21 protein-coding genes are annotated in these 24,100 nt (G+C 46.1%); 1 reads left to right on the forward strand and 20 read right to left on the reverse strand.

Translation table 11 applies throughout. From position 1 onward, the window contains the following. Nucleotides 1–18: 18 nt before the first annotated feature. The 19 genes from P8F77_RS14230 to P8F77_RS14320 form a co-directional block, all read right to left on the reverse strand. Nucleotides 19–1,455, reverse strand: coding sequence for a PTS ascorbate transporter subunit IIC (locus tag P8F77_RS14230; RefSeq protein WP_024726665.1), 1,437 nt, complete (start codon nt 1,453–1,455; stop codon nt 19–21). A 14-nt stretch (nt 1,456–1,469) separates the two neighbouring features. After that, nucleotides 1,470–1,919 (reverse strand): PTS sugar transporter subunit IIA, encoded by a 450-nt coding sequence (locus tag P8F77_RS14235; protein ID WP_024726664.1) that lies wholly within the window; start codon nt 1,917–1,919, stop codon nt 1,470–1,472. A gap of 191 nt (nt 1,920–2,110) precedes the next feature. Further along, on the reverse strand, nt 2,111–4,009 hold the full coding sequence (locus P8F77_RS14240) for an NAD(+) synthase (protein ID WP_024726663.1): 1,899 nt from the start codon (nt 4,007–4,009) through the stop codon (nt 2,111–2,113). Nucleotides 4,010–4,011: 2 nt separating this feature from the next. Further along, nucleotides 4,012–5,085, reverse strand: coding sequence for a peptide chain release factor 1 (gene prfA, locus P8F77_RS14245; RefSeq protein ID WP_287517267.1), 1,074 nt, complete (start codon nt 5,083–5,085; stop codon nt 4,012–4,014). Between the two features lie 11 nt (nt 5,086–5,096). Beyond that, a complete protein-coding gene (gene prmC, locus P8F77_RS14250) occupies nt 5,097–5,933 on the reverse strand; it encodes a peptide chain release factor N(5)-glutamine methyltransferase (RefSeq protein WP_270430210.1) in 837 nt (278 codons plus the stop codon). Continuing rightward, nucleotides 5,926–6,858: a DUF1385 domain-containing protein gene (locus tag P8F77_RS14255; RefSeq protein WP_148460036.1), complete on the reverse strand. Its 933-nt coding sequence runs from the start codon at nt 6,856–6,858 to the stop codon at nt 5,926–5,928. Before P8F77_RS14255 ends, prmC begins: the two co-directional genes overlap by 8 nt. A gap of 78 nt (nt 6,859–6,936) precedes the next feature. Further along, entirely contained in the window at nt 6,937–7,137 is a 201-nt protein-coding gene (gene rpmE / locus P8F77_RS14260; RefSeq protein ID WP_009290709.1) for a 50S ribosomal protein L31, read from the reverse strand. Between the two features lie 109 nt (nt 7,138–7,246). Beyond that, nucleotides 7,247–8,590: a transcription termination factor Rho gene (gene rho / locus P8F77_RS14265; RefSeq protein WP_270430209.1), complete on the reverse strand. Its 1,344-nt coding sequence runs from the start codon at nt 8,588–8,590 to the stop codon at nt 7,247–7,249. A gap of 171 nt (nt 8,591–8,761) precedes the next feature. Continuing rightward, on the reverse strand, nt 8,762–9,487 hold the full coding sequence (locus P8F77_RS14270; RefSeq protein ID WP_024726658.1) for a SigB/SigF/SigG family RNA polymerase sigma factor: 726 nt from the start codon (nt 9,485–9,487) through the stop codon (nt 8,762–8,764). A gap of 9 nt (nt 9,488–9,496) precedes the next feature. Further along, a complete protein-coding gene (gene spoIIAB / locus P8F77_RS14275) occupies nt 9,497–9,910 on the reverse strand; it encodes an anti-sigma F factor (RefSeq protein ID WP_024726657.1) in 414 nt (137 codons plus the stop codon). A gap of 18 nt (nt 9,911–9,928) precedes the next feature. Further along, nucleotides 9,929–10,234 carry an anti-sigma F factor antagonist gene (spoIIAA, locus tag P8F77_RS14280; RefSeq protein ID WP_006565629.1) on the reverse strand — a complete coding sequence of 102 codons (306 nt, stop codon included), beginning with the start codon at nt 10,232–10,234 and terminating at the stop codon, nt 9,929–9,931. Nucleotides 10,235–10,355: 121 nt separating this feature from the next. Continuing rightward, complete coding sequence (locus P8F77_RS14285) at nt 10,356–11,687, reverse strand: tetratricopeptide repeat protein (RefSeq protein WP_270430208.1); 1,332 nt, start codon at nt 11,685–11,687, stop codon at nt 10,356–10,358. Nucleotides 11,688–11,700: 13 nt separating this feature from the next. Beyond that, nucleotides 11,701–11,844, reverse strand: a complete 144-nt coding sequence (locus tag P8F77_RS14290; protein ID WP_022261227.1) for a hypothetical protein — start codon at nt 11,842–11,844, stop codon at nt 11,701–11,703. Beyond that, on the reverse strand, nt 11,841–13,079 hold the full coding sequence (locus P8F77_RS14295; protein WP_024726655.1) for a folylpolyglutamate synthase/dihydrofolate synthase family protein: 1,239 nt from the start codon (nt 13,077–13,079) through the stop codon (nt 11,841–11,843). The genes P8F77_RS14290 and P8F77_RS14295 overlap by 4 nt, the downstream gene beginning before the upstream one ends. Before the next feature lies 1 nt (nt 13,080). After that, a complete protein-coding gene (locus P8F77_RS14300) occupies nt 13,081–15,720 on the reverse strand; it encodes a valine--tRNA ligase (RefSeq protein ID WP_287517266.1) in 2,640 nt (879 codons plus the stop codon). Between the two features lie 24 nt (nt 15,721–15,744). Beyond that, entirely contained in the window at nt 15,745–16,740 is a 996-nt protein-coding gene (locus P8F77_RS14305; RefSeq protein ID WP_024726653.1) for a hypothetical protein, read from the reverse strand. Beyond that, nucleotides 16,715–17,515, reverse strand: coding sequence for a hypothetical protein (locus tag P8F77_RS14310; RefSeq protein ID WP_024726652.1), 801 nt, complete (start codon nt 17,513–17,515; stop codon nt 16,715–16,717). The genes P8F77_RS14305 and P8F77_RS14310 overlap by 26 nt, the downstream gene beginning before the upstream one ends. Then, entirely contained in the window at nt 17,512–18,564 is a 1,053-nt protein-coding gene (locus P8F77_RS14315; protein WP_034548891.1) for a DUF5716 family protein, read from the reverse strand. The genes P8F77_RS14310 and P8F77_RS14315 overlap by 4 nt, the downstream gene beginning before the upstream one ends. Next, nucleotides 18,561–21,695: a DUF5717 family protein gene (locus P8F77_RS14320; RefSeq protein ID WP_024726650.1), complete on the reverse strand. Its 3,135-nt coding sequence runs from the start codon at nt 21,693–21,695 to the stop codon at nt 18,561–18,563. Before P8F77_RS14320 ends, P8F77_RS14315 begins: the two co-directional genes overlap by 4 nt. A 167-nt stretch (nt 21,696–21,862) precedes the next feature. Between P8F77_RS14320 and P8F77_RS14325 the strand changes: the two genes are divergently transcribed. Then, entirely contained in the window at nt 21,863–22,951 is a 1,089-nt protein-coding gene (locus P8F77_RS14325; RefSeq protein WP_024726649.1) for a histidinol-phosphate transaminase, read from the forward strand. Between the two features lie 75 nt (nt 22,952–23,026). Here the strand turns inward: P8F77_RS14325 and P8F77_RS14330 are convergent, their stop codons facing one another. Next, the gene (locus P8F77_RS14330) at nt 23,027–23,950 is read right to left on the reverse strand and encodes a TDT family transporter (RefSeq protein WP_287517265.1); all 924 of its coding nucleotides are present in this window, start codon (nt 23,948–23,950) and stop codon (nt 23,027–23,029) included. Between the last annotated feature and the right edge of the window lie 150 nt (nt 23,951–24,100).

The following is a 24,100-nucleotide window of genomic DNA, read 5'->3' on the forward strand; positions in this document are numbered from 1 at the left end:
AGTTTCTTACCTGCCTGGTCAATATTCTTCTTCCTGTCCGATCTTAAAATATTTTTCCTTATCAGATCTTAAGTACTGAAGCTGCGGGATTGCAAGCATCGCAATCACACAGAGAATGATTCCCGGTATTTTCAGATACTTTACAATATAAGATACTCCGAGGAAAATGGTTGAAAAGTCAATATTTCCATGCCATCCCCCAAATGCCACCAGCTGAAGCAGCAGGGCACAGACTGCACCGCCCATTACCTGGATCACTCCGCATACAAATGGAAGGATCATTGCCGCTTTTACGCCGCCCCTTTTATTGGCGTAGACTGCGATGGTTGCATTGTCAAAAAACAAGGGAACGAATCCCGCAATGATCATGACCGGGGAATGAAATAGCAGAAGTCCCGCGATGGCCAAAAACTGTCCGACAGCTCCGAAGAAGAATCCGATGGTGACAGCGTTTGCCGGGCCAAATCCGTAAGCTACCGCGCAGTCCACTGCCGGGATTGCCCCGGGCAGAAGTTTGTCTGAAATACCCTTAAAGGATTCGGTCAGTTCTGCCACAAACATGCGGACACCTGCCTGAAGTACATTCAGATAAACCGTAAAGCTCAGTGCCTTGGAAAAGATATAGATGATAAAAGCCGTATCCTTTGAAAAGCTATCATCGATTCCCCGCAGGAATTCTTCTCCCAGAACCGCCATGATCACTCCGAAAAACAGAAACATCAAAACTGACGTGGATACAACATTGTCACTAAAAACCTGTAAAAATCCGGGAAGCTTTATATTCTCAATGGAGTCCTCTTTTTTTCCTATCTTTGGTGCGATCTTATCTGTGAGCCAAACTGCAAACATCTGCTGATGTCCGATAGCGAACCCGCCTTCTCCGTCCGTCAGGTGATCAGTGGGCTCCACTGTGAGATTAGAAAATACAGCCTGATAGGTCCCCACAAGAATCCCCACTGCCACGGCTCCCCAGATATTCCTGAGACCCGGCACAAACAAAAATACAATCCATGTGACGGTTGTCGCCTGCTGTACCATGATGTGTCCTGTCAACAGTAAGGTCCGAAGCTTTGTCACCTTCCGGAACATCAGTAAGAGAATATTCCACAGGAAAGCAAGAAGCAGAGATGTCATAGTCCATGCGGCTGAGAGGCCGATGTTTTCCAATGCTGCATTGACTGCGTTTAACCCAAAATACGGATCAATCACCACTGCGTTCAAATGAAACTTTTGGTTCAGCCCCGCAAGAATCGGCCGGAAAGCTGTGACCAGCCCTGCAGATCCTACATTTAAGATCATATATCCTACCACCGCCTTTATAAAACCAGCCATGGTCTCGTACCATTTTCTCCCCAGTAATATGTATCCTATCAATACGATCAGCCCTACAAACAATTCAGCTCTTGTGAGAATGTTGTTGGAGATAAATGTGAAAAATGTGTTTAATACTTCCATTCTTTTACTCCTCCCTAAAGATCAGCTTCAAATTCATTGATCGCTTTGGCTGCCGTCTCTGGATCTCTTGCTGTCCTTATTGCCTCAAGATTTTCTTCCTCCGAAATATATTCGGCCATTCCCTGCAGCATCTCTAAATGGGAAGTATCATCTGTGGCAGCCAGAGTAAGTACAATATCTACCGGATCATTTTCGCTTCCGAAGCGGATCGGTTCCTTTAAGGTCAAAAGGCTGAGTCCTGTTTTATGTACACTTGCATCAGGTCTGGAATGTGACAACGCAAGCCCTGGGGTAATGACGATATAGGGGCCGTTTTCCTCCACACACCGGATGGTCAGATCAATATAGTCCGGTGTAATGTAACCGCTGTCCACCAGGAGCTTCCCTGACCTTTCCATGGCATCTTTCCAATCTGTAGCTTCTGCGTTCAGCTGGATATTCTCTGCATTGATTATGCTTTTCATAATTACCTCCTTTTTTATGCAACTTGTATGTTTTCCTCTAACTTCTCTCACTTAAGTTGGTTATATCTTAGCATTTTCAAATATCGCTTACAACAAATTCTCAGTTTCCGCACAAACGTGCAACTTCAGTTCTTTATCTTGACAAAAAAATAGAGATTGTTCTAAAACTAGAACAATCTCTATTTCTCTTTTTATGATTTCTGCCAGATATTCACGCTGGCGTCGCTCGGCATTCTCAGATCTCCTCTCGGAGACACCGCAACACTTCCCACCTTCGGCCCGTCCGGCAGACAGGAGCGCTTAAACTGCTGGCTGAAGAACCGCCAGTAGAACTTATCCAGCCACTTTTGTATGGTTTCATCATCATAGTCACCTGCAAATGTAAGCTTTGCCATACGGTAAAGCTTTGCCTTCGGGAATCCGAATCTCAGCATATAATATAGGAAGAAATCATGCAGCTCATAAGGCCCCACCAAGTCCTCTGTCTTCTGTGAGATCACACCGTCCACCGGAGGAAGCAGCTCCGGACTCACCGGGGTATCCAGCACATCCATCAGCACGTCGGATAACTCTTTATTTTCAACCGTCTCTGCATAATACAGTACCAGGTACCGCACCAGAGTCTTCGGCACAGAACAGTTCACCGCATACATGGACATATGGTCCCCATTATAGGTAGCCCAGCCAAGAGCAAGCTCCGACATATCACCTGTCCCGATGACCATGCCGTTGTACTTGTTTGCAATATCCATAAGGATCTGAGTCCTCTCTCTGGCCTGGGAGTTTTCATAAGTCACATCATGGACATCTTCCTCATGTTCAATATCTTTAAAATGCTGTCTGACGGCTTTTTCAATATTGACTTCTTTTAAAGTAGCTCCCAATTCATGGATCAGGGATACCGCGTTCTGATACGTCCGATCCGTCGTTCCAAAACATGGCATCGTTACACAGATAATATTTTCCCTTGGAATGTCCAGCATATCAAAAGCACGCACGGTCACTAAAACCGCAAGGGTAGAATCCAGTCCTCCGGAAATTCCCACCACCGCATGTGTGCAGTTCGTATGTTCCAGACGTTTTTTCAGCCCCATAGACTGAATGGATAAGATCTCATCACACCGTTTCTCCCGCTCTTCCCTGCTGGACGGCACAAACGGATTCTTTGGAAACTTTCTTGTAAGCTGGTTAACTTTTATCGGAAGAATAAACGGTACACTCCGGTATTCCTCAGATTCTTCCTCGAAAAAGGTGGTCATTTTTCTTCTCTCTGCCGCAAGACGCTTCACATCCATATCCGCATAGATCACATCATTTACAAACCGCTTTGCCTCCGCCAGCACAGTTCCGTTCTCACAGATCAGATGGTGTCCGCTGTAAACCACATCTGTTGTGGATTCTCCCTCTCCTGCATTGGCATACACGTAACCTGAGAGCAGTCTTGCAGACTGATTTGACACAAGAGCGCTCCTGTAAACCTCCTTCGTGGTGATCTCCACACTGGCAGATGGATTACAGATGACGGTTGCTCCGGCCAGAGCGTGATAAGTGCTTGGCGGAAGTGGAACCCAGAGGTCCTCACAGATTTCCATGGCAATGGTCAGTTCGGGGATATTTGTGCATTCCAGCAGGATGTTCGCTCCAAACGGAACATACTCACCATCCAGCAAAATGTCTTTTACTTCTCTTTTTCCTTTTGCAAAATGTCTGGCTTCATAAAACTCTCCGTAATTCGGAAGGTGAATCTTCGGCACCACACCTAAAATACGCCCGTCAAATAAAAACACACCGCAGTTATAAAGCTTATGTTCCACAACTAAAGGACAGCCTACGATGACGACCATGTCCATCCCTTTTGTTTCCCTCTTAATCTCCATGAGTCCCCTAAGGGATTCATCCAGCAGAGGGTCCTGCAAAAACAGGTCCCCGCATGTATAGCCGGAAACGGCCAGTTCGGAAAGAACCAGAAGGCTGGCCTCCTCATCTCTTGCCTGTCTGATAATTTTTATGATCTCTTTTGTGTTATATTCCGGATCTGCGACTTTCACCTTCGGTGTCGCCGCAGCTACTTTAATAAAACCATCTTTCATATCTACTCTTCTTCCATATTGCTTAATTTGGCTGCCTGGTCCGCAGCGGTTAAACTGTCGATCAGCTCATCCAGATCCCCGTTCATGACAGAATCCAATTTGTGGAGAGTCAGCTTGATCCTGTGATCTGTCACACGGCCCTGAGGATAATTGTAAGTTCTGATCTTCTCGGAACGGTCTCCGGTTCCCACCTGGCTCTTTCTCTTTTCAGCCTCTGCATCGTGGGCCTTCTGCTGCTCCAGCTCATACAGCCGGGAGCGCAGCACCTTCAATGCCTTGTCTTTATTCTTAAGCTGTGACTTCTCATCCTGACAGGATACAACGATTCCGGTCGGCAGATGAGTCAGCCGCACCGCTGAGTCTGTCGTATTGACACACTGTCCTCCGTTTCCGGATGCACGGAATACATCAAACTTACAGTCATTTAAATCTACTTCCACTTCCACATCTTCCACTTCCGGCATAATGGCCACAGTGATCGTAGATGTATGAATCCTTCCGCCGGACTCAGTGGCCGGGATTCTCTGCACACGGTGCACTCCGCTTTCATATTTAAACCTGGAATAGGCACCCTGGCCCGAGATCATAAATACAAGCTCTTTAAAGCCTCCGATCCCGCTTTCATTAAAACTCAGTGTTTCCACCTTCCAGCGGCGTCCTTCCGCATAACTCCTGTACATGCGGGCCACGTCTACCGCAAACAGGGCAGCTTCATCCCCGCCGGCTCCGGCCCGGATTTCCACAATGATGTTCTTGTCGTCATTTGGGTCTTTTGGAATCAGAAGAATCTTTAATTCCTCTTCCAGCCGCTCTACATTCGCTTTGGACTCTGCAAGTTCCTCTTTCGCAAGTTCCTTCATCTCCTCATCGGATTCCTCTTCCAAAAGTTCCAGGCTTTCCTCTATGTTCTGTTTCTCCTGCACATATTCCTTATATTTCTCCACGATGGGAGCCAGATCACTCTGCTCCTTCATCAGATCCCTGAAACGTTTCTGGTCCGTTGCCACATCCGGGTCATTGAGCTGCTGGAGTACGGTATCCAGTCTCTCTACTAAACTTTCTAACTTATCAAACATCTTCTTCTCCTTTATGCCAGCGTTCCGATGACCATCCGGTCAAGGCCCGCCAAGTCTTTCTTTATCTCCACAGAGGAAAACCCTGCTTCCTCCATCATCGTTTTTACCGCCGCTCCCTGGTCATAACCGATCTCAAATACGAGGGTGCCTCCGCCGTTCAAATGTTTCGGGGCCGTCCCTACAAGCTGTCGGTAAAAATACAGCCCGTCCTCTTTTCCGTCAAGAGCCAGCATAGGCTCGTGGTCTTTTACCTCCGGCATCAGTTCCATACAGTCTTTTGTAGGAATATACGGAGGATTGGAGATGATCAGGTCAAAAGAACCGTCTACCCTGGAAAAAAGGTCGCTCTTTTTAAATTTTACCATAGGAGCCAGTCTTCTTCCATTCTCTTTTGCAATTTCCAAGGCCTTTTCATCAATATCTGTACCGATGCATACGTCCGGCTTCAGCATCAGACAGAGGCTGATGGCAATACATCCGGAGCCTGTACAGACATCCAGGATACTTTCATGGGGATAGTTCCCTTCCACAACCGCCTCAATGACACTTTCCGTATCCTGTCTCGGTATGAGCACATCCGGAGTCACCCGGAATGTATATCCCATAAAATCCTGAGTCCCGGTCAGGTATTGGAGAGGGACCCTCTCCCTGATCCGGCGGTCCAGCAAAGCTTTGTACTGCTCTAATTCTTCCCCTTCTTCCACCGGTGTAGTCATCGAAAATAAGTATTCTTCCCGGCTTAAAGAAAAACTATGGGAAAACAGATACCATGCTTCACCATCCGGGTTATCGATCCCCGCTTCCCGCAGCTTTTCCGCTCCATATGTGACCCAAATCTTCCTATTCACGTTTTTTCCTTTCTTTCTCCAGATATGTCTTCCAGTCAAAGACACCTTCCACTGACCGGATTGCCACTTCGATCATGCTCTCATCCGGCTCTTTCGTCGTCAGCAGCTGAAGACACAGCCCCGGCTTGCTGAGCGCCGTGATCACCGGATTGTCTGAATTTCCGGCGAACCGGATAAACTCATAGGATACCCCTGCGATCACCGGGCCCAGCAGAAGTCTCAATACAACTTTCAGCCACACCGTGTCGACACGGATAAAAAAGAAAAATATAATGCTTATGATCATGACAAAAAACAGAAAACTGGTGCCGCACCGCTTGTGCAGTCTGGAATATTTCATTACATTTTCAGGTGTGAGCTCCTCCCCTGCCTCCAGGCAGTTGATCGTTTTGTGCTCGGCCCCGTGATACATGAAGACCCGTTTGATATCATTCATTCTGGATATGAGAATGATATATCCTAAAAAAATTCCCACCCGGATCAGGCCCTCCAGCAGCAGAACAGCCGGACGGCTCATGCCGAATCCTTCAAAAATGTTGGAGAGGAAATAAGGCAGCACCATGAACAGCCCGATAGCAATGGCAAATGACAGTACCACGATGCCTCCCATGAGGACCCCTTCCCACTTCTCTGAGAAATGGCGGTTCAGCCACTGTTCCAGCCGGGACGGCTCTTCTTCCCCGTCCTCTATGAAGTCAGCCGAATAAGTGATCGTCTTCATACCGACCACCATAGATTCCGCGAAATTTACGACTCCCCGCAGGACCGGGAGCTTCAGGACCGAATATTTATCGGATATGCTCATATACCGTTCGGTCTTCGTCTCGATCTCCCCGTCCGGTTTTCTCACAGAAACTGCATAGCGGTCTCCGTTCTTCATCATGACGCCTTCCATGACCGCCTGCCCGCCAATCCTTACTTTCATAGTCAGTCCTTTCTGATAAATCCTAATACAACAAAATAGGCTGAGATTTCGCAACCTCAACCTATCATTTCATGTTTTCTACTTAGTACCATACTTACGATTGAACTTGTCAATACGTCCGCGAGCTTGAGTAGCTTTCTGTTGTCCAGTGTAAAAAGAATGACACTTAGAACAGATTTCAACGTGGATATCTTCCTTTGTAGATCCTGTTACAAATTCGTTACCGCAGTTGCAGACTACTTTTGCCTGATGGTATTCTGGATGGATTCCTTCGCGCATGTTTCTTCACCTCTTTGATCTTAGTTTATCTTAAACATTCCTTTTGTTTATTCTTAAACAGCTTTCTCATTATATCACAGCATCTTCCACAATGCAAATACTTTTTCTCTTATTTTCTCAGCAGGGATTTCTTCGCAAATTCAATAAATTCCTTATTATTTCTAGAACGTTTAAACATATTCAGTGTCTGTTCGAAAAACTCATCTGAACGGCTTCCGGACAATTCTTTGTGCAGTGCGGTGACCACGGACTGTTCATCTTTGGAAAGCAGGAGATCATCCCTTCTTGTACCGGATTTGGCGATGTCCACCGCCGGGAAGATCCTGCGCTCAGAGAGATGACGGCTTAGCACTAGCTCCATGTTTCCGGTTCCCTTGAATTCTTCAAAGATGACATCATCCATCTTGCTTCCGGTCTCCACCAGTGCAGTGGCAAGAATCGTAAGGCTTCCGCCCTCCCGCATATTTCTGGCCGCTCCGAAAAATCTTTTTGGCATGTGGAGTGCCGCCGGGTCAAGCCCTCCTGTGAGAGTCCTTCCGCTCGGGGGCACGGTGAGGTTGTACGCTCTGGCAAGCCTTGTGATACTGTCCAAAAGGATGACCACGTCCTCTTTATGTTCTACGAGGCGTTTTGCTCTCTCAAGAACCATTTCCGACACCCTCTTATGATGGTCGGGGAGCTCATCAAAAGTAGAATAGATGACCTCCACGTTCTGTCCCTCCACAGATTCCTTAAAATCTGTCACTTCCTCAGGTCTCTCATCGATGAGCAGCACGATCAGCTTAATCTTTTTATAATTTTGGCTGATGCTCTGGGCCATCTGTTTTAACAGCGTGGTCTTTCCCGTTTTGGGAGGTGATACAATCATACCCCTCTGCCCTTTTCCCACAGGTGAGAGAAGATCCACCATGCGCATCGGGATCGTCGCCCGCTCGGTCTCCAGTCTGAGCCTCTGGTTCGGAAAGATCGGCGTGAGGTCTTCAAAATGCTTCCTCCTTGCTGCCGCCTCGGGGTGATATCCGTTTACGGACTCTACAAACAGCAGGGCTCCGAATTTTTCATTCTGGCTTTTTACGCGGATGGCGCCGTTTAAGATGTCTCCGGACTTTAAGTTAAACCTCCGGATCTGGGTCGGTGAAACATAAATATCATTCTCTCCGGGAAGATAATTCTCACAGCGGATAAATCCATAACCGTCCGGCAGAACTTCCAGTATCCCATTGGCTTTTTTTCCGCTGTCCAGGCTTTTTATGTCTCTGGGAACACGGTCAGTCCTGGCGTCTTTTGTCTGCTCTGCTTTTTTCTCCGGTTCCGGATCACTCTGTTTATGTTCATTGTCATAATCATTTAAATATTCAATCAGCTCCTGCTTTTTCAGACTGCTGATGCCTTTCAGATTCTTTTCCTTTGCCGCCTTTCTAAGTTCGAGCAAAGACATAGATTCATATACCATAGAATGTTCTCCTTTGTTTAAATACATAAGATTTTTCTTGTTTTGATTCGATATGCAATATTCAGTGCGGGTAAATGGATGATGTATCCGATGACCTGTAATCTGATCGATCTTTACAGAATTGTAATCGTAAGAGGGAAATTTCCCTCTTAGATTATACTACCACAATTTTCAACTATGTCCAAGAATTTGTTTTCTCATACGGAGTAAAATTTTCTTTTCCATCCTTGAAACCTGTACCTGGGAAATCGAAAGTTTTTTCGCGATTTCCTGCTGTGTCTTCCCATGGAAGTATCGCATGGTGATCAATTCTCTCTCCTCTCCGCACAGCGTATCCATGAGTTCTTCCAGCATCACATGGTTGATGACAGTGTCCGACTCATTTTCCTCTCCCGGCAGTTTGTCCACCAAAAGCACCTGGCTGTCGTCGCTTTGATAGCTTGGCTGATAAATAGATTCCACATCTTTGTTTGCCTCCAGTGCGACGACGATCTCGTCTCTGGCGATCTTTGTCTCTCTGGAGAGTTCATCTATAGTTGCTTCCCTGTTGTACTTCATGGCAAAGGCCTCTCCTGCCTGCCGGACCTGGTAGGCGATCTCCTTTAAGGAACGGCTGACCTTGATCATCCCGTCATCCCTTAAAAACCGTTTGATCTCCCCGGTGATCATCGGCACCGCATAAGTAGAAAATTTCACATCATAGGAGAGGTCAAACTTGTCCACTGCCTTTAAAAGTCCGATGCTCCCGATCTGGAACAGATCTTCGGGCTCGTGTCCCCGACCTGTAAAACGCTTTACCACACTCCAGATCAGTCCCATGTTGTCAAGCACTATCTTCTCTCTCGCACCCTGATCTCCTTCTTTCGTAAGCTTTAACAATTCTCTTGTCTCGTCCATATAAAAGGCCTATTTCCCGGTCACTTTCTTTTCCATGATGACTCTGGTCCCTTTTCCTGACTCGGAGCTGACTTCGATCTTGTCCATGAATGCTTCCATAAAGGAAAATCCCATCCCCGTCCGCTCCTCATCAGGCTTTGTAGTATACATAGGTTCCATTGCCTGTTTCACATCCGGAATACCGACACCGAAATCCTCAATGACGATTTTCAAAACACTGCCTTCATTTGAAATATCCATGCAGATCTTTCCCTGGTCGTCCTCATAGCCGTGGACGATGCAGTTCGTGACCGCCTCGGAAACCGCCGTTTTCACATCTGCCATCTCTTCCATCGTCGGGTCAAACTTCATCATATAGGTTGCCGCCAGCACTCTTGCGATCCCTTCATTTTCTGATTCGCTGTTGAATTCTAAATGTATCATTTCTTATCCTCCCTATCGCTATCGCTCATTGATGATCTTGTGCAGACCCGCCATGTGTACGATCCGTTTTACCACATCGTTGACATTTACCACGCTCACCGTGCCTCCGAGAGGCTTCAGCTGCTTGTACCGCCCAAGGATCATTCCCACCCCGGAGCTGTCCATAAAACCGGTATTCTTAAAATCAAATTCAATATCCCTGATCGGATATGACTTCAGGATCACATCACATTTATGCCTGACACGCTCTGCCAAATGATGATCCAGTTCTCCGTCAAGCCTTACGTACAGTGTCCTGTTTTCAACCTGATATTCTGTTGCCATAGATGATTCACTCCTTTAATGATAAAAAAATGAAAGAGAAATACACCGGAAGGTTTTGATATCTTCCGGATATATTTCTCTTTCGTGTCTTATCGGTTTCTTTGTCAGCCCAAATGCTGTTTTAAAGATTTTTAGCTTTTTTGTTCTGTAATTGATTCAGATAATTCTGTGAATTCCTTGCACTGTTGGTGCCCGGGAACTTCTGGATGACATCCTCGTATGCCTTGATTGCTTTGTCTTTGTCACCATTTTTCTCATAAGATCTGGCAAGGTAGAAATAAGATCCCACGTTTGTGTCTTTGACTTTGATGGCTTTTTTCAGGGTGCTGATGGCATCTTTGTAGTTGCCCTGATTATACGCACTGATTCCCTTATTGTAAAGGCCTGTGGCCGCATATGGGTAAACCTTCTGTTCCAGATCGTCATAAATCTCTTTCATCTTCTTTGAGCCCAGCTTATCCCTGTCTATGTTCAGCAGGGCATCGGCAGACTCCGTATACTGACGGTCGCCGTAATACTGCATAGCTGTCAGCAGAGAATCATAGATTCCCTCTGTCTTGCTGTCTCCCACAAATTCTTTTAATTCTTTCTTCGCCTTTGCCTCAGCAGCCTTTGCCTCTTTGATGTCTTTTTCGTTGCTCTTTAACTGAGTCTCTTTGGCGAGAAGCTGTTCCTTATAATTTTCAATTTTGGATGAATACTTGTAGCTGGACGCCTTCCTAATACTCGGATATAAGAGCACCAGAGAAACAAGCACGCCGATCACAATGCCTCCTATCATATATACCATGCGGTGGCGGTTGGACGGCAGCTCCTCGTATTTGCCTACAACGCTGCTAATACCCTTCTTTTTCGGTCCTTCTGTCTTCTCGGAATCACTGTCTTCTGCTTTCATGTCCGCAGGTTTTAAAAGAGCTTCCGTCTCCTGCAGATATTCTAATGCCCTTGGGTTTTTGCAGTCAACATCCAGCACATTTTTTAAAGCCTTCTGAGCGTCTTTAAAATTCTCATCTTTGATGGAAAGCAGGGCGATCAGAAGCTGTGCATTGATAAAATTCGGCATCATGGAAACAACATTTTTCAGCTGGATCATTGCCAGGTCTTCATTCCCCTGTTTTGCATATACAAGAGCCTGATTATACTTTTTAATGACCTGATTGACTGTGTCAAGCTGGACAGGATTCTCCTGCACATCTTTCAGATAATCAATGGCCGCGTTTTCTTCTTTTTTCAGATTGCTGCTGATAACCCACTGGCTCAGGGCAGGGACGATGTCACCCATCTGATAATAGACTAAGCCCAAAAGATTCCTGGCATTCATGTCATTCTTGTCATAAAACAACGCAGCTTTCAGGTTCTTTACAGCCCCGGTCAGATCGTTGGCATTGGCTTTCTCCAGCCCAAGATTGTAGTAGTATTTGGAACTGTTTTTAATCTTTTCCTTACTCTTCATATCTGCCACCTTACTATTTCTCTTCTTCTATGTCTTTTTTGATTTCATTGATCAGATCTTCTACATCTTTTAAATCATCGCTGTAAATGGCATCCTCTGCCTGGTCCACATCTAAGCAAGGTTCAAATTTTTTTAACTCTTCTCTGTAATTAATCATTTTCTTCCTCCATTCAAGATAAACGTTTTAACCTTACCAGCTAAATAAAAAGAGCCGATACAAAAGCAGAGAACCCCCTCCTCTGACTTTTGTATTATTGTCTTATATGCCTTTAAGAAATCATCCTCCGGTATCTCCCGGTTCACAACCGGAACCTTTATGATCCCTTCCAAGTTTTCAACTCCCGTGAGAAGCTTCAGGATGCCCTCTTCTTCCTTCTTATGGGAAGGGGCAAAAACAATCAGTTTTCTCTGCGGAAAATACTTCTCTAGTGTATGGCAGAATGCCTCCGCCGCCTGAAGATTATGTCCTCCGTCTATAAAAATATTGGGGCTCACTTCCTCCATCCGTCCTGCCAGAAAAGCCGAGGAAAGACCGTTAAATACCGTCTTTCTTTTCAGGTCAGGAAACAGCAGGCGGACTGCAGCCGCTGCAAGAGCGGCATTCTCATACTGAAAATCGCCCAACAGGCCTAATTTCAGGCATTTACTCTTTTTATCATACGCACTCTTTCTCAAAAAATCAATATAATCACTGCTTTTTTCAGAAAAAATAAGATTATCTTTTGAAATTGTTAGGAATTCCGAATCTTTATGTGCCGCCTCTTCCTGAAATACCCTGAGAACCTCAGGCTTCTGCCTGAGACAGATCACAGGAACCCCCGGTTTTATGATCCCTGCTTTTTCCGCGGCGATCAGTTCCAGAGTGTTTCCTAAAAATTCCTGATGATCAAGACTCACCGCAGTGATAACAGAAAGCCTCGGCACGATCACATTAGTCGCATCATGTCTTCCGCCCATTCCGGTCTCGATAATACAGACCTCCGCATTTTCTTCCTGAAAAAATACAAGTGACATAAAGAACAGAAATTCAAAGAAGGAAGGATGTTCTGCCCCCTCCTTTACTGCCAGAAAGACAGCACTCTTTACTTTTGCAAAGACTTCTGCAAATCTTTTTTCGGAGATCTCTCTGCCGCCGATCTGTATCCGTTCTTCCATGCGGATCAAATGCGGGGACGAAAACCGTCCGGTCCTTTTTCCTGCACCCGTAAGGATCGAGTCCAGAAATGCACAGACCGAGCCCTTTCCGTTGGTACCTGCTACATGGATCATGAACAGAGCTTTTTCCGGATTTCCCAAAACATCCAGAATCCATTGTACATTGGATAAGGATGTTTTTTTAGCGAAACCCGTCACATGATTCAAATAATTTCTTGCTTCTTCAAAATCCGTCATGTTATTTTACAAGCTGGCCCAGACGTTCTTCCACTTTCTCGAGCATCTGCCGGTATTTTGACAGCTTTTCTTTCTCTTCTTCTACTTTTTGTTCCGGTGCTTTGCTTAAGAAACGTTCATTATTGAGCATGCCTTCACACCGCTTGATCTCTCCGTCCAGTTTCTTTTGTTCTTTTTTCAGTCTCTCAATTTCTTTTTCAATATCGACAAGCTCTGCAAACGGCATATAGATTACGGCATCCGGAACGACTGTGGATACGGCATCCCCGGCAATTCCTTCTTTATCCGCCTGTACACAAACTTCACTTGCATACCCGAGGGTTCCGAAGAAGACCCTGCCCTGTTCAAAGATATCCCTCACTTCTTTTTTCTCAGAGACAACAAATACTTTTGCTTTCTTTTTCGGGGATACGTTCATCTCGGCCCGTATATTACGGATTCCCCTCACCGCTTCTTTCATGAGTTCCACTGCGGCTTCTTCCTGAGCAAAGCTGTATTCCTTTCTGTATTCCGGCCAGGATGCCAGCATGATGGATTCTTCTCCTGTCAGATTACAGTAGATCTCCTCTGTGATAAACGGCATGAATGGATGAAGCAGCTTCAGTGATTCGGAGAGTACCTTTTTCAGTGTCCACAAAGCTGCGGCTTTCGTGTTGTCTTCATCGTTATAAAGACGCGGTTTCACCATCTCGATATACCAGTCACAGAATTCTTCCCATATAAAGTCATTAAGCTTCTGTACGGCAATTCCCAGCTCATATTTGTCCATATTATCCGTCACATCTTTGGCCAGAGTGTTGAACTTGGATAAGATCCAGCGGTCTGCGCTTGTCAGGTCGGGAAGTTCCACATGAGAGAAGTCCGCCTGTTCAAAGTTCATCATCATAAAACGGGATGCATTCCACACTTTGTTGGCAAAATTCCGGCTGGCTTCCACACGCTCCATGTAAAAACGCATATCATTGCCCGGTGCATTTCCGGTGACCAGAGTAAATCTCAGTGCATCTGCCCCATACTGGCTGATGACCTCCAAAGGATCGATTCCGTTGCCCAGAGATTTGCTCATCTTTCTTCCTTTGTCGTCTCTCACGAGCCCGTGGATCAGCACCGTGTCAAACGGTGCTTTCCCTGTATGCTCATATCCCGAAAATACCATTCTGACAACCCAGAAAAAGATAATGTCATATCCGGTTACCAATACGTTGGTCGGGTAGAAATAATCCAGTTCCTCCGTCTGTTCCGGCCAGCCTAACGTGGAGAACGGCCACAGCGCAGAGCTGAACCAGGTATCCAGAGTATCCTCATCCTGAGTAAAATGTGTACATCCGCATTTTGGGCATACTTCCGGTTTTTCTTTTGCCACCACAGTTTCACCGCACTCATCGCAGTAATATGCAGGAATCCTGTGTCCCCACCAGAGCTGCCTGGAGATACACCAGTCACGAATATTCTCAAGCCAGTGCAGATATGTCTTTGTATAACGTTCCGGCACAAATTTTATGTCCCCGTTTTTAACCGCCTCGATGGCAGGCTTCGCGAGCTCGTCCATCTTTACGAACCACTGCGGTTTAACCATCGGCTCGATGGTGGCTTTGCAGCGGTCATGGGTTCCGACGTTATGCTCGTGTTCTTTTATTTTTACCAGGTATCCCTGTTCTTCCAGATCTTTTACGATGGCTTTTCTCGCCTCATAGCGCTCCATGCCCTCATATCTGCCGCCGTTTTCATTGATCGTGGCGTCATCGTTCATCACATTGATCACTGGAAGGTCATGTCGTCTTCCCACTTCAAAATCATTTGGATCATGGGCAGGAGTGATCTTCACAGCACCGGTTCCAAACTCTTTGTCTACATATTCATCCGCCACGATCGGGATCTGTCTGCCGCAAAGCGGAAGCTCCAGCATTTTCCCTACAAGATGTGTATATCTTTCATCGTCCGGATGGACAGCCACCGCCGTATCTCCGAGCATTGTCTCGGGACGGGTAGTAGCGATCTCTAAATAATCATCTGTTCCCACAACCGGATATTTAATATGCCAGAAGTGTCCTGCCTGGTCCACATGCTCTACCTCGGCGTCGGAGATCGAAGTCTGACAGACCGGACACCAGTTAATGATCCTGGAACCCTTGTAGATATAACCTTTTTCATATAACTTGATAAAGACCTCTTCCACTGCTTTGGAACAGCCCTCATCCATCGTAAAACGTTCTCTGTCCCAGTCACAGGCAGAACCAAGCTTCTTTAACTGGCTGACGATGGTTCCGCCGTATTCTTCCTTCCACTTCCAGGCTCTCTCAAGAAACTTCTCTCTTCCCAGCTCTTCCTTCTCAATGCCTTCCTCTTTCAGCGCCTCGATGATCTTGACTTCCGTTGCGATGCTGGCATGGTCCGTTCCCGGCTGCCAAAGGGTATTGTAACCCTGCATTTTCTTAAAACGGATCAAGATATCCTGCATAGTCTCGTCCAGTGCATGTCCCATATGGAGCTTGCCCGTAATATTGGGAGGAGGAATCACGATCGTAAACGGTTTTTTGCTGTGATCCACTTCTGCATGAAAATATTTGTTGTCAAGCCACTTCTGGTATAACCGGTCTTCAATCTCAGACGGGTTATAAGTCTTTTCCAATTCTTTACTCATCTCATATCTCCTACTTTTTATATATTATTCTAAAAGATTGTTGCGGATCGCCCGCTCATGCTGCACCATTGCCTGCTCGCAGATGTTCTGACGGCCGGACAGCCATTCCATCCGTTTGATCCTTTTCGGTATATCATAAATTGCCTTTGGATAATAACACCAGGCCTGAGGTGCATGCATTCTGCACTGCTCCATGGCCAGGACAAATGTCTTCCTCTGGGCGGAAAGTTCTTCACTGCAATTTAATTCCGCTGCAACTTTAGCACAAAACTCGAATAATTTCCACTGTTCTTCGGAAATATATCCAAACAGCACCTGATATTTCTCCCTGCAAAACTCCAGATCATTGACAATCGTATCATACTCCGATCTGAGCCGCCGTCCCGAAGTCTCTTTGTGGCTTCTCACCATACGATACATTTTCTTTTTCTCTGCCGCCTTTTTCTTTCTTGTCCTGAGAATCAGAAGGATCACAGCCGCACCGAGCACCGCTGCCGCTGCCGGCCAGAGGGATACGCTCAGTCGGAGCTCAAAATAAAAAACTGCCGCCGTGCCGAGTCCCGCAGCAGTCAGAGCCATGATCAGCGAAGAAAGGAAATAGGCCCTCCTGTTGATGAACTTCCCATGAAACTCACGCTCTTTTCTCTTCAGATCACGTTCTTCGTCTTCCTGGACTGAGATCTCCTTCTCGATCTGCTTTTTTTCACCCTCCAGGGATTGGATACGGGACAGACCCTGCCTTATTTCCCCTTCCCTCTCCCAGAGGGGCAGAAATTCCTCATCGGAGACTCGTCCGCCTGCGGAATCATAAAAAATCCTGGCAAAGATGCGGTTGTATTTTCTGGCCTCCTCACTGATCAGCTTTGCTTCTTCATCGGAAAGCTTCTCCATGATCTCGATATCTTCCTTCTGCTCCAGAATATAAGACACCTCATCTTCATACATTTCCACAAAACGCCGATTTAATTCCATCCGTTTTTTCTGATATTCAATTTCAGACAATCTCTCTTCTGTACTCATTTTTCCACCGTTCCAGCATCGACCAGGTAAGCCTTCTGGTCATCAGGTCATCGGGTTTCTTTCTGTGATAGTCAATCTTCTTAAGTGCTGTGGATTCCTCGCTTCCGGAAAACCGTTCCTCCATACCTGAGATGTTTTCATGGATCTCGCTCAGCTGTTCTTCTGTAAAGGAAAGTGCTCTGCCGTCCTCCAAAAACTTCTGGTAATCTCCATGCATATAAGAGACTATGAAATATGCTTCCTGGCATTTCTTATTCTCTTTAAGGCGACAGCTCCTTTTGAAAAACTCCTTTGCCTCCTGAAAGCGAAACATCCGGGTCAGGCAGAGTCCTGTGTGATACAGGACCTCCTGCTGTTCCTTTGTCTTCAGCTGCATCAGCCCGGAAAGCGACTTTTGATATGCGTGATAGGCGCTCAGATATCTGGAATGTTTCAGATATAAGTCGCCGAGCATTTTGTGCTTTCGCACAGAGGAGTATAGATACGCCGTGCGCATCTTCTGGACCAGCATTCTCTGCTCGGGAACCGTAAAATAATTCCGGTAGCCGATGATGTGCTCCAGCTGCTTCTTTGTCTCTTCTTCTGCCGGCAGAACCAGACCGAGTTCTTCTTCGATCCACTCTCTCATTCCTTCCGGGATTCCTTCTGTCAGAAAATATAAATACTGTCCTGAAATAATATAACATAATTCTTCATAGGAAGAAATGGTCTGTCCAAAGGAATTCAGCGTGTAAGTCCGCCTGCTCTCCTCCGTTTCACATAATACCATTCTCATGGCTGTCCCCTCCTCTCCCATGAAATCACCTGCTGGAATACCTGGTGTGTAGAAGGATATAATTTTCCAAACCCCAGATCCGTGATCTTGATCCTGCACTTTGTCTCCCCGGTGCACTCAGCTTCAATCTTCAGCTTTGTAGCACGCCCCGGACGTTTTTTAAGGCCTTTTAAGGAAATCGGAAACCGCATTCTGTCACCCTTGCCGGGAAACAGGGGTTTGATCTCCACAGGAATAGATGCCGCTGTCTCAACCAGTACCGTCATATTTCCCCGGCTCTCAAACCATGGCTTTCCTCCCTTTATGACCGGCAGAAATTCTTCTTTGCCGTGGTTCCATACCATGGCGCCGATCTGGTACATCATAACCGTGTCGGTAAGGATCACAGCAGAGTCAAGATCCGCCGCATTTTTTCTTCCCAGCAGACAGACTGCCCCTGTCGCGTACACATGATCTCCCATAAACACACGCCGTCCCGCACACAGCTTTGCCGCAGCACTTTTCAGCCATCCGCCGTCAAATCCTCTGCCGTACAAATAAACTAAAGAAGTAACCTCCTGGGATATGGCCTGGACGGCGGCGTTCTCAAATGCCATGTCTTTCTGATGGGGCAGCCGGGTGTTTCTCATAAAAGCAGAATAGTCTTCTCTCTCTACGAGCAGCTGCCCATTCTGCTTTTTTACCAGATAATAAAACAATCTCTGACCGGAATAGTCAAACAGCCCCACAGCTCCCTGATCTAGCTGTTCCTTTCGTTCCCCCGCAAGTCCCAGAAAGGCCGCCTCCTTCGTAAGCAGCTTCAGCTGTTCCTCCGAAAATCCCAACTCTTTCCTAAGCTCCGCGGCTTTTGCCGCCAAGTCCTCCTCCGGGTCCTCCAAAATGATGCCCATAAACAGATTGGACGTATCCGCATGCTTTTCCGATTCCTCACGCACATAATCCGTCCAGTCCCCGGAAAACTTTTTCGGTTCTTCTTCCACGATCTTTCCATCCGTTACGGAACACTGATATATCATTCTCTGTTCTATCTGTATGCCTATTTTCATCATAGATCCTCTGTCATCGGACGGATCAGATCCGTCATTGCCTTTTCATACGCGTAGATTTCCATCTCCATGGCTACGCTCTCCCTCTGTTTTTCCTTCAGCATGTGATTCAGCTGATAAAATCTTCCCTTTTGATTCCTGCCAGAATGGTCGAGAAAGACGATATCTTTTCTCCTGCGTCTCTCTTCTCCCGGTGCTGTCACATAATAATCTGCCGACTCATCGGCAAAAATCAGCACTTCGGCCACATAATACCCCGGCAGCAGTTCTCTCATAGGAATCTCTCTGGCCGGCTCCGACCTGTTTTCTGCATAGTGAAATACCATACCGCTTGCTTTCTCTCCCGTATAAACTACATAAGTATAAGTATAGCACTCATACGGGAGAGATATCTGCTCCTTATATTCTAAAAGCACCGGCAGAATACAGCGTCGGTCTTCCTGCCATTCAATAAGCTTTTTGATCCTTTCTCTTACTTCTTCTGATAATTCTTTATCTTTGTAAAAATCCAGATAAGCCCACTGCCAGATCAGATTTAAATTTCCCTGATCGATCAGCCTTCCCAGGATCGGATAAAACTCATCCGATACGTGTATTCCTTCTTCATAAGACAGTTCTGCAAACTGGCCCGCCAATTTCTTGATCAGCTTTCTGTCTCTGAAATCCCTCTCAACATAAGATAAGAAGACAGGAAGGTCCTCCCACCCTGCGCCTTTCCCGGCGGCCATATCAAGAAGCTGCTCCGTAAACTGCTGATCATATATTTTGTGTCTGTCTCCCTGTTTCCAGATCTTTCGCATCTGATCCAGTTCTCCCCTGAAAAAACGTTCCAGATATGCAAGGATTTCGCTGTTGTATACTTGTCCCCTGAAAACCGCCAGGCACATATCGATCAAAGTCTGCACCCTCTTCCGGCTGCGGGATGTGAGTTCATGCAGGACGACCTCTTTTAACGGCTCCGGGTCCATGAAATCAAATCCAAAGATCTCCATGCCTTTCATCGCTTCTTTGTAGTGGCGGCCAGCAATGAAATACTCCAGCATCTGCTTGCAGTTTTCGTCTGAAAGAAATTTCCACTGGACCATAGACAGCGCCTGCTCTAATTGTTCCTGCTCTCCATGCTTCCAGTAATAGTCCAGAAGCTTTTCAAATAATCTGTGCCTGTATTCTTCCTTCAGACTCTGACACTCGAGGACAGCCCTCACATCCGGAATATCTCCGGGTTCATATTCTGCCTTCTGTGCAAAGACCAGGCTTCTGCGGATCAGATATGCTTCATTTCTCCTGCCAAGCCCCGAAAATACGGCTTCCTCCTGCTCCCTCGTCCACAGCTTTGAAAATTCATATTCCAGGGACAGATAGCGGTTGTCCTCCTGATCCATAAACACGACCAGAGGGTCGCTGTAGACCGTCACATAAACTTCTCCGTTCTCCAGAGAAACATTCTGAACTTCTTTTAACTCCTGATGATAGACGGCAGCCTTTTCCACCGCCGGATTCCTGCAGATCAATTTCTGCTTCGCCATAATACCTGCGATTCCGGCCCTGCCCTTCATCCCTTCCAAAAGACGGTCAAAGAAGGCCTGGTAAAGAATAAACAGATTGGTATTGATCCTGCCTTCTGCCAGCTGTTCTAAGAGAAATTCTTCAATCTGCGGCTCAAAAGATGGAAATACTGCCTCATATTTTCTCCGGTTCTTAACAAGATTGGCATACAGGTAAGCTCTCTCCCGGCTGCTTAAACTGTTGCTGTACGAAAAATACAGCAGTACATTCTTCTCAAGATACGGATACCGGTCCTTTGGAATCGTACGAAGGTAAGATTCCTGGAGTCCGATCATCTGAATCCCCGCCCGGACAGCTTTTTTAAAATATATATGAAAACACTCATCAATACAGTTTCCCCGGATCAGCATAGAACAGATCGCCTGGAGCCCTTCCCTGGACTCTTCTCTCTGAAAGGACAGTATTAAATCACAAAGCAGCTCCTCCGAGAAACCTTTTTCTTTCAGCACAAGACCGTAAATGTGTTTTTTCATGCTTTTCCCAAACAGGTCCCGGCAAATGCCGAAATGAATGATCTCTCTCTCAAAATCAGTGATCTTTTTTGCCCTGCTGTGATCCTGGTTCCAAATGCTGACAGCCTCAAACCATAAAAAACTGCTGCACTGGCCTGTTTCATAGACTTCTTTTATCTTCTGAAGCTGAAGTCCGAAATCATATGCCAGCTCTTCGTCCAGATAAATCAGCATCCACAGCAGATATCCCTTTTGATCGTCCGCTTCCTGAAAGAGCTCATGAATCCGGTCCTTTGCATACTCTGTTTGATCCGGTGTCTTTAAATAAAGCGCTTTCAAATATAAATAGTAGCCATAGTAAAAATGATCTGACTGAACCTCGCTCATATTCGGCTCAAGTCTTGCAAAGCCTCTCTCGATCGCTTCCTCTGCGCCGAGAACAATATGACAGTGCAGGTTTAAGAGAGTCCTCAGTATCTCTAAGGATGCCTCTCCCTCCATCTGTGCGGTCAGATTCATTTCCTTTTCCGCAAACTCCGTGACATGACATCTGCCAAGGCAAAATTCCATATACGCATCGAAGATCTGATCGGACAGATTCCAAACCCCGTCGTTCCTCTCTTTCTCTGCATTGAACAGAATATCTGTCTGACAGCTGCTGTACGGGGCAGAAACTGTGAGGATTCCCCGGCTTTCTTCCCTTGCATCCGAAAACAGCACCGGAATGGTCAGTACCCCTTGCACAAAATCCTCTTCTGAAAATTCTGTCTTTTCCAGAGACAGAAACGTGGAATCCAGACGGATCTTCCCCTGGACATAGCCGCTGCCCTCTTTGTGAATCTTTACATACAGAGGCTCAACGGCATTCACCCGGCGGATCTCATACGCAACCTTTTCCGGTCTCAGCACCGCAGGTTCTTTTGCCCCGATACAGATCAAAAACTCTTCAAAGATCTGGCCCCGGTTTCGGCCTAGCAGGAGCTGATGATAAATTTCTTTTTCCCTGGAATTCTCCTCCAAATACTCATTTTTGAAGGCCTCAGAAAAAAAGAGGGTCTTTGCCCACTGTTCATCTTCCTGTACAATTTGTACGAACTGCTTCATCTTTTCTGTCATGGGTTCCTCCGATTTTAAGACTGGTGGTCTCAGGGTATTTGGTCTATAATGGACTGTAATATAATTCTGTATTTCAGAGGTCATGGATACTTCACGTCCTTTGACCTCTGCTCCGTAATATTATAGCAAACTTCGACAAAATATAAAAGATAAAGAAAGGTGAAACTATGTCAAAAAAGAAGCAAGTCTTCCACGGAAGCGACTTAGAAAAAGCAGAAGAAATATATGGAATCAAAAAAGAAGACATCATTCCTTTCGGAGGCAATGTAAATCCTCTTGGGATCTCCCCACTGTTCCGGGAAAACCTGATCCGTCATGTGGATGCTGTCTGCACGTATCCCGACCGTGACTACAAATCCCTGCGCTCTACCCTGAGCCTGTACGCCCAGATCCCCATGGAACATATCATTGTCGGAAATGGAGTGACTGAGCTGATCAGCCTGACCATGCACCTGAAACGTCCGAAAAAAGCCCTGCTGCTGTCCCCGACTTACTCTGAATACATGCGGGAAATCTCGATGATCGGCGGAACCTGCCTGGAGTATAACCTTCAGGAATCCTCTGACTTTCGTCTGGATATTGAAGACTTGAAGCGCTCTCTCACCGGTGATGTAGATCTGTTCGCATTCTGCAATCCAAACAATCCCACATCCAGTGCATTAAACAAGGACGAAATCTCGGAAATCCTTTCCCACTGTAAAAAACACGGCATTTTTGTTTTGGCGGACGAGACTTATGTAGAGTTTGCACCGGACATGGATGCTGTCACTGCCGTACCCCTGACCCGTAAGTTTGACAATCTATTTGTCTTACGTGGAACTTCAAAATTCTTTGCCGCACCGGGTATCCGCCTCGGATACGGGATCAGCGGAAACATGGATTTTATCAGGGCAATGGAGGACAGAAAAAATCCATGGAGTATCAATACTCTTGCGGCACTTGCCGGCGAAGCAATGTTCATGGATACAGACTATATTAAAAAGACAAAGGCTTACATCGCAGAAGAACGCAGAAAATGTACAGACAGACTTTCAGGCACCCCCTTCTTTAAGATTTATCCATCCTATGCCAATTTCCTGCTTGTCCGCCTGATGGACGGCACCGCCTCCCATGAAATGTTTGAACGCTGCATCAAAAAGGGGCTGATGATCCGTGACTGCTCAAGCTTTGAAGGGCTTGACGGGGAATATATCAGATTCTGCTTCCGAAAAGCAGAGGAAAATAATGCACTGCTGGACACCCTTCTGCACAAATGAGTTTTTTAGCACTATTTCCGTCACGCTTTGAAATGCGTTCCTTCAATAGTGCTAAAAAACGATCGTTGAATGTCTTTATTGTTTGGCATAGAATATATATTTTAGAAACTGCAGTGTCACATAGATCAGCAGAGCTGCCGAGAGCACGGTCTGGAAATCTACGATCCATTTTAAATAGGTCACCGGATATCCCCACTGGCTCAGTGTGATAAAAGCTTCTTTTAATGCTGCCGCACTGATCACAAACGGAAATGTATAAGCGGCAAATGACGCTGTAAACGGCATGACGATATATTTTAATCCCATCGCAAGCACAAATACATATAGAACCACAGATAAAACCGTAAGCACGATCACCAGCCATGCCACGGGCTTTTCAAAACAGTTTAAGTACCCTGCCAGCAGAAGGCTTGCGGGTGCCGCAAAGATACAGATCAGAGGCTGATACTGTTCCGGTATTTCTTTTACTGCTGTATACCGCTTTATGATCGGTACAGCAATGATCACCGTAAACAGAAGGGCTGCCCAGAAAAACCAGCGGCCGATCTCTCTCATATCGACGTTGGGAGCCGTCATGCTGCTCATCGCCAGTCCGGCATAAAAGATAAAAAAACTTGCATATACATTTTTAATGTTGAACTTGTAATATATGAAGTGTCCGTTAAAATATACCAAAAGATACACATGCACCGCCAGCGCAAGAATCCACAAGATAGAAACGGCATCTCCCACATAAGGCTTGATATAGGCGGTCAGGACAAGCAGACCCATGGAAAATGCAGCCGAAATACTGCAGTTGACCGGATCTTCAAGTTCTTCTTTCACCCTGTCGAGACAAGTCCCGATCTTGGCCAGCAAAAGGATCAGCAGGCAGACGGCCATGGCTCCGCAGATTGACTTTAAAGTTACAGAATAATTTTCTATCATGATTCCCATGGCGGCAAAACCGAGCATCGGCCCCGCTAAAGGCAAAGGTATTCTCTCTATCGTGTTTTTCATTTTTATAATCCACCTTTCTGCGAAAGGCACCAATGCGTCATGAAACATGTTGGCTAACTTTCGCTTTTTTAATCTATCTTCCTTCTGATATTATCTTCTTATAAGACCTGGATCTATGCCTGTATTTGCATTATGGATTCCTATGGTCGT

Source organism: Anaerostipes sp. PC18 (assembly GCF_039789045.1).
In the GTDB taxonomy this organism is placed as follows: domain Bacteria; phylum Bacillota; class Clostridia; order Lachnospirales; family Lachnospiraceae; genus Anaerostipes; species Anaerostipes hominis.

What these genes read in the sequence shown, in the direction of transcription:
- P8F77_RS14230 (WP_024726665.1), bottom strand. Translation starts at nt 1,455, where the DNA reads ATGGAAGTATTAAACACATTTTTCACATTTATCTCCAACAACATTCTC.
- P8F77_RS14235 (WP_024726664.1), bottom strand. Translation starts at nt 1,919, where the DNA reads ATGAAAAGCATAATCAATGCAGAGAATATCCAGCTGAACGCAGAAGCT.
- P8F77_RS14240 (WP_024726663.1), bottom strand. Translation starts at nt 4,009, where the DNA reads ATGAAAGATGGTTTTATTAAAGTAGCTGCGGCGACACCGAAGGTGAAA.
- prfA (WP_287517267.1), bottom strand. Translation starts at nt 5,085, where the DNA reads ATGTTTGATAAGTTAGAAAGTTTAGTAGAGAGACTGGATACCGTACTC.
- P8F77_RS14255 (WP_148460036.1), bottom strand. Translation starts at nt 6,858, where the DNA reads ATGAAAGTAAGGATTGGCGGGCAGGCGGTCATGGAAGGCGTCATGATG.
- rpmE (WP_009290709.1), bottom strand. Translation starts at nt 7,137, where the DNA reads ATGCGCGAAGGAATCCATCCAGAATACCATCAGGCAAAAGTAGTCTGC.
- rho (WP_270430209.1), bottom strand. Translation starts at nt 8,590, where the DNA reads ATGGTATATGAATCTATGTCTTTGCTCGAACTTAGAAAGGCGGCAAAG.
- P8F77_RS14270 (WP_024726658.1), bottom strand. Translation starts at nt 9,487, where the DNA reads ATGGACGAGACAAGAGAATTGTTAAAGCTTACGAAAGAAGGAGATCAG.
- spoIIAB (WP_024726657.1), bottom strand. Translation starts at nt 9,910, where the DNA reads ATGATACATTTAGAATTCAACAGCGAATCAGAAAATGAAGGGATCGCA.
- spoIIAA (WP_006565629.1), bottom strand. Translation starts at nt 10,234, where the DNA reads ATGGCAACAGAATATCAGGTTGAAAACAGGACACTGTACGTAAGGCTT.
- P8F77_RS14285 (WP_270430208.1), bottom strand. Translation starts at nt 11,687, where the DNA reads ATGAAGAGTAAGGAAAAGATTAAAAACAGTTCCAAATACTACTACAAT.
- P8F77_RS14290 (WP_022261227.1), bottom strand. Translation starts at nt 11,844, where the DNA reads ATGATTAATTACAGAGAAGAGTTAAAAAAATTTGAACCTTGCTTAGAT.
- P8F77_RS14295 (WP_024726655.1), bottom strand. Translation starts at nt 13,079, where the DNA reads ATGACGGATTTTGAAGAAGCAAGAAATTATTTGAATCATGTGACGGGT.
- P8F77_RS14300 (WP_287517266.1), bottom strand. Translation starts at nt 15,720, where the DNA reads ATGAGTAAAGAATTGGAAAAGACTTATAACCCGTCTGAGATTGAAGAC.
- P8F77_RS14305 (WP_024726653.1), bottom strand. Translation starts at nt 16,740, where the DNA reads ATGAGTACAGAAGAGAGATTGTCTGAAATTGAATATCAGAAAAAACGG.
- P8F77_RS14310 (WP_024726652.1), bottom strand. Translation starts at nt 17,515, where the DNA reads ATGAGAATGGTATTATGTGAAACGGAGGAGAGCAGGCGGACTTACACG.
- P8F77_RS14315 (WP_034548891.1), bottom strand. Translation starts at nt 18,564, where the DNA reads ATGATGAAAATAGGCATACAGATAGAACAGAGAATGATATATCAGTGT.
- P8F77_RS14320 (WP_024726650.1), bottom strand. Translation starts at nt 21,695, where the DNA reads ATGACAGAAAAGATGAAGCAGTTCGTACAAATTGTACAGGAAGATGAA.
- P8F77_RS14325 (WP_024726649.1), top strand. Translation starts at nt 21,863, where the DNA reads ATGTCAAAAAAGAAGCAAGTCTTCCACGGAAGCGACTTAGAAAAAGCA.
- P8F77_RS14330 (WP_287517265.1), bottom strand. Translation starts at nt 23,950, where the DNA reads ATGAAAAACACGATAGAGAGAATACCTTTGCCTTTAGCGGGGCCGATG.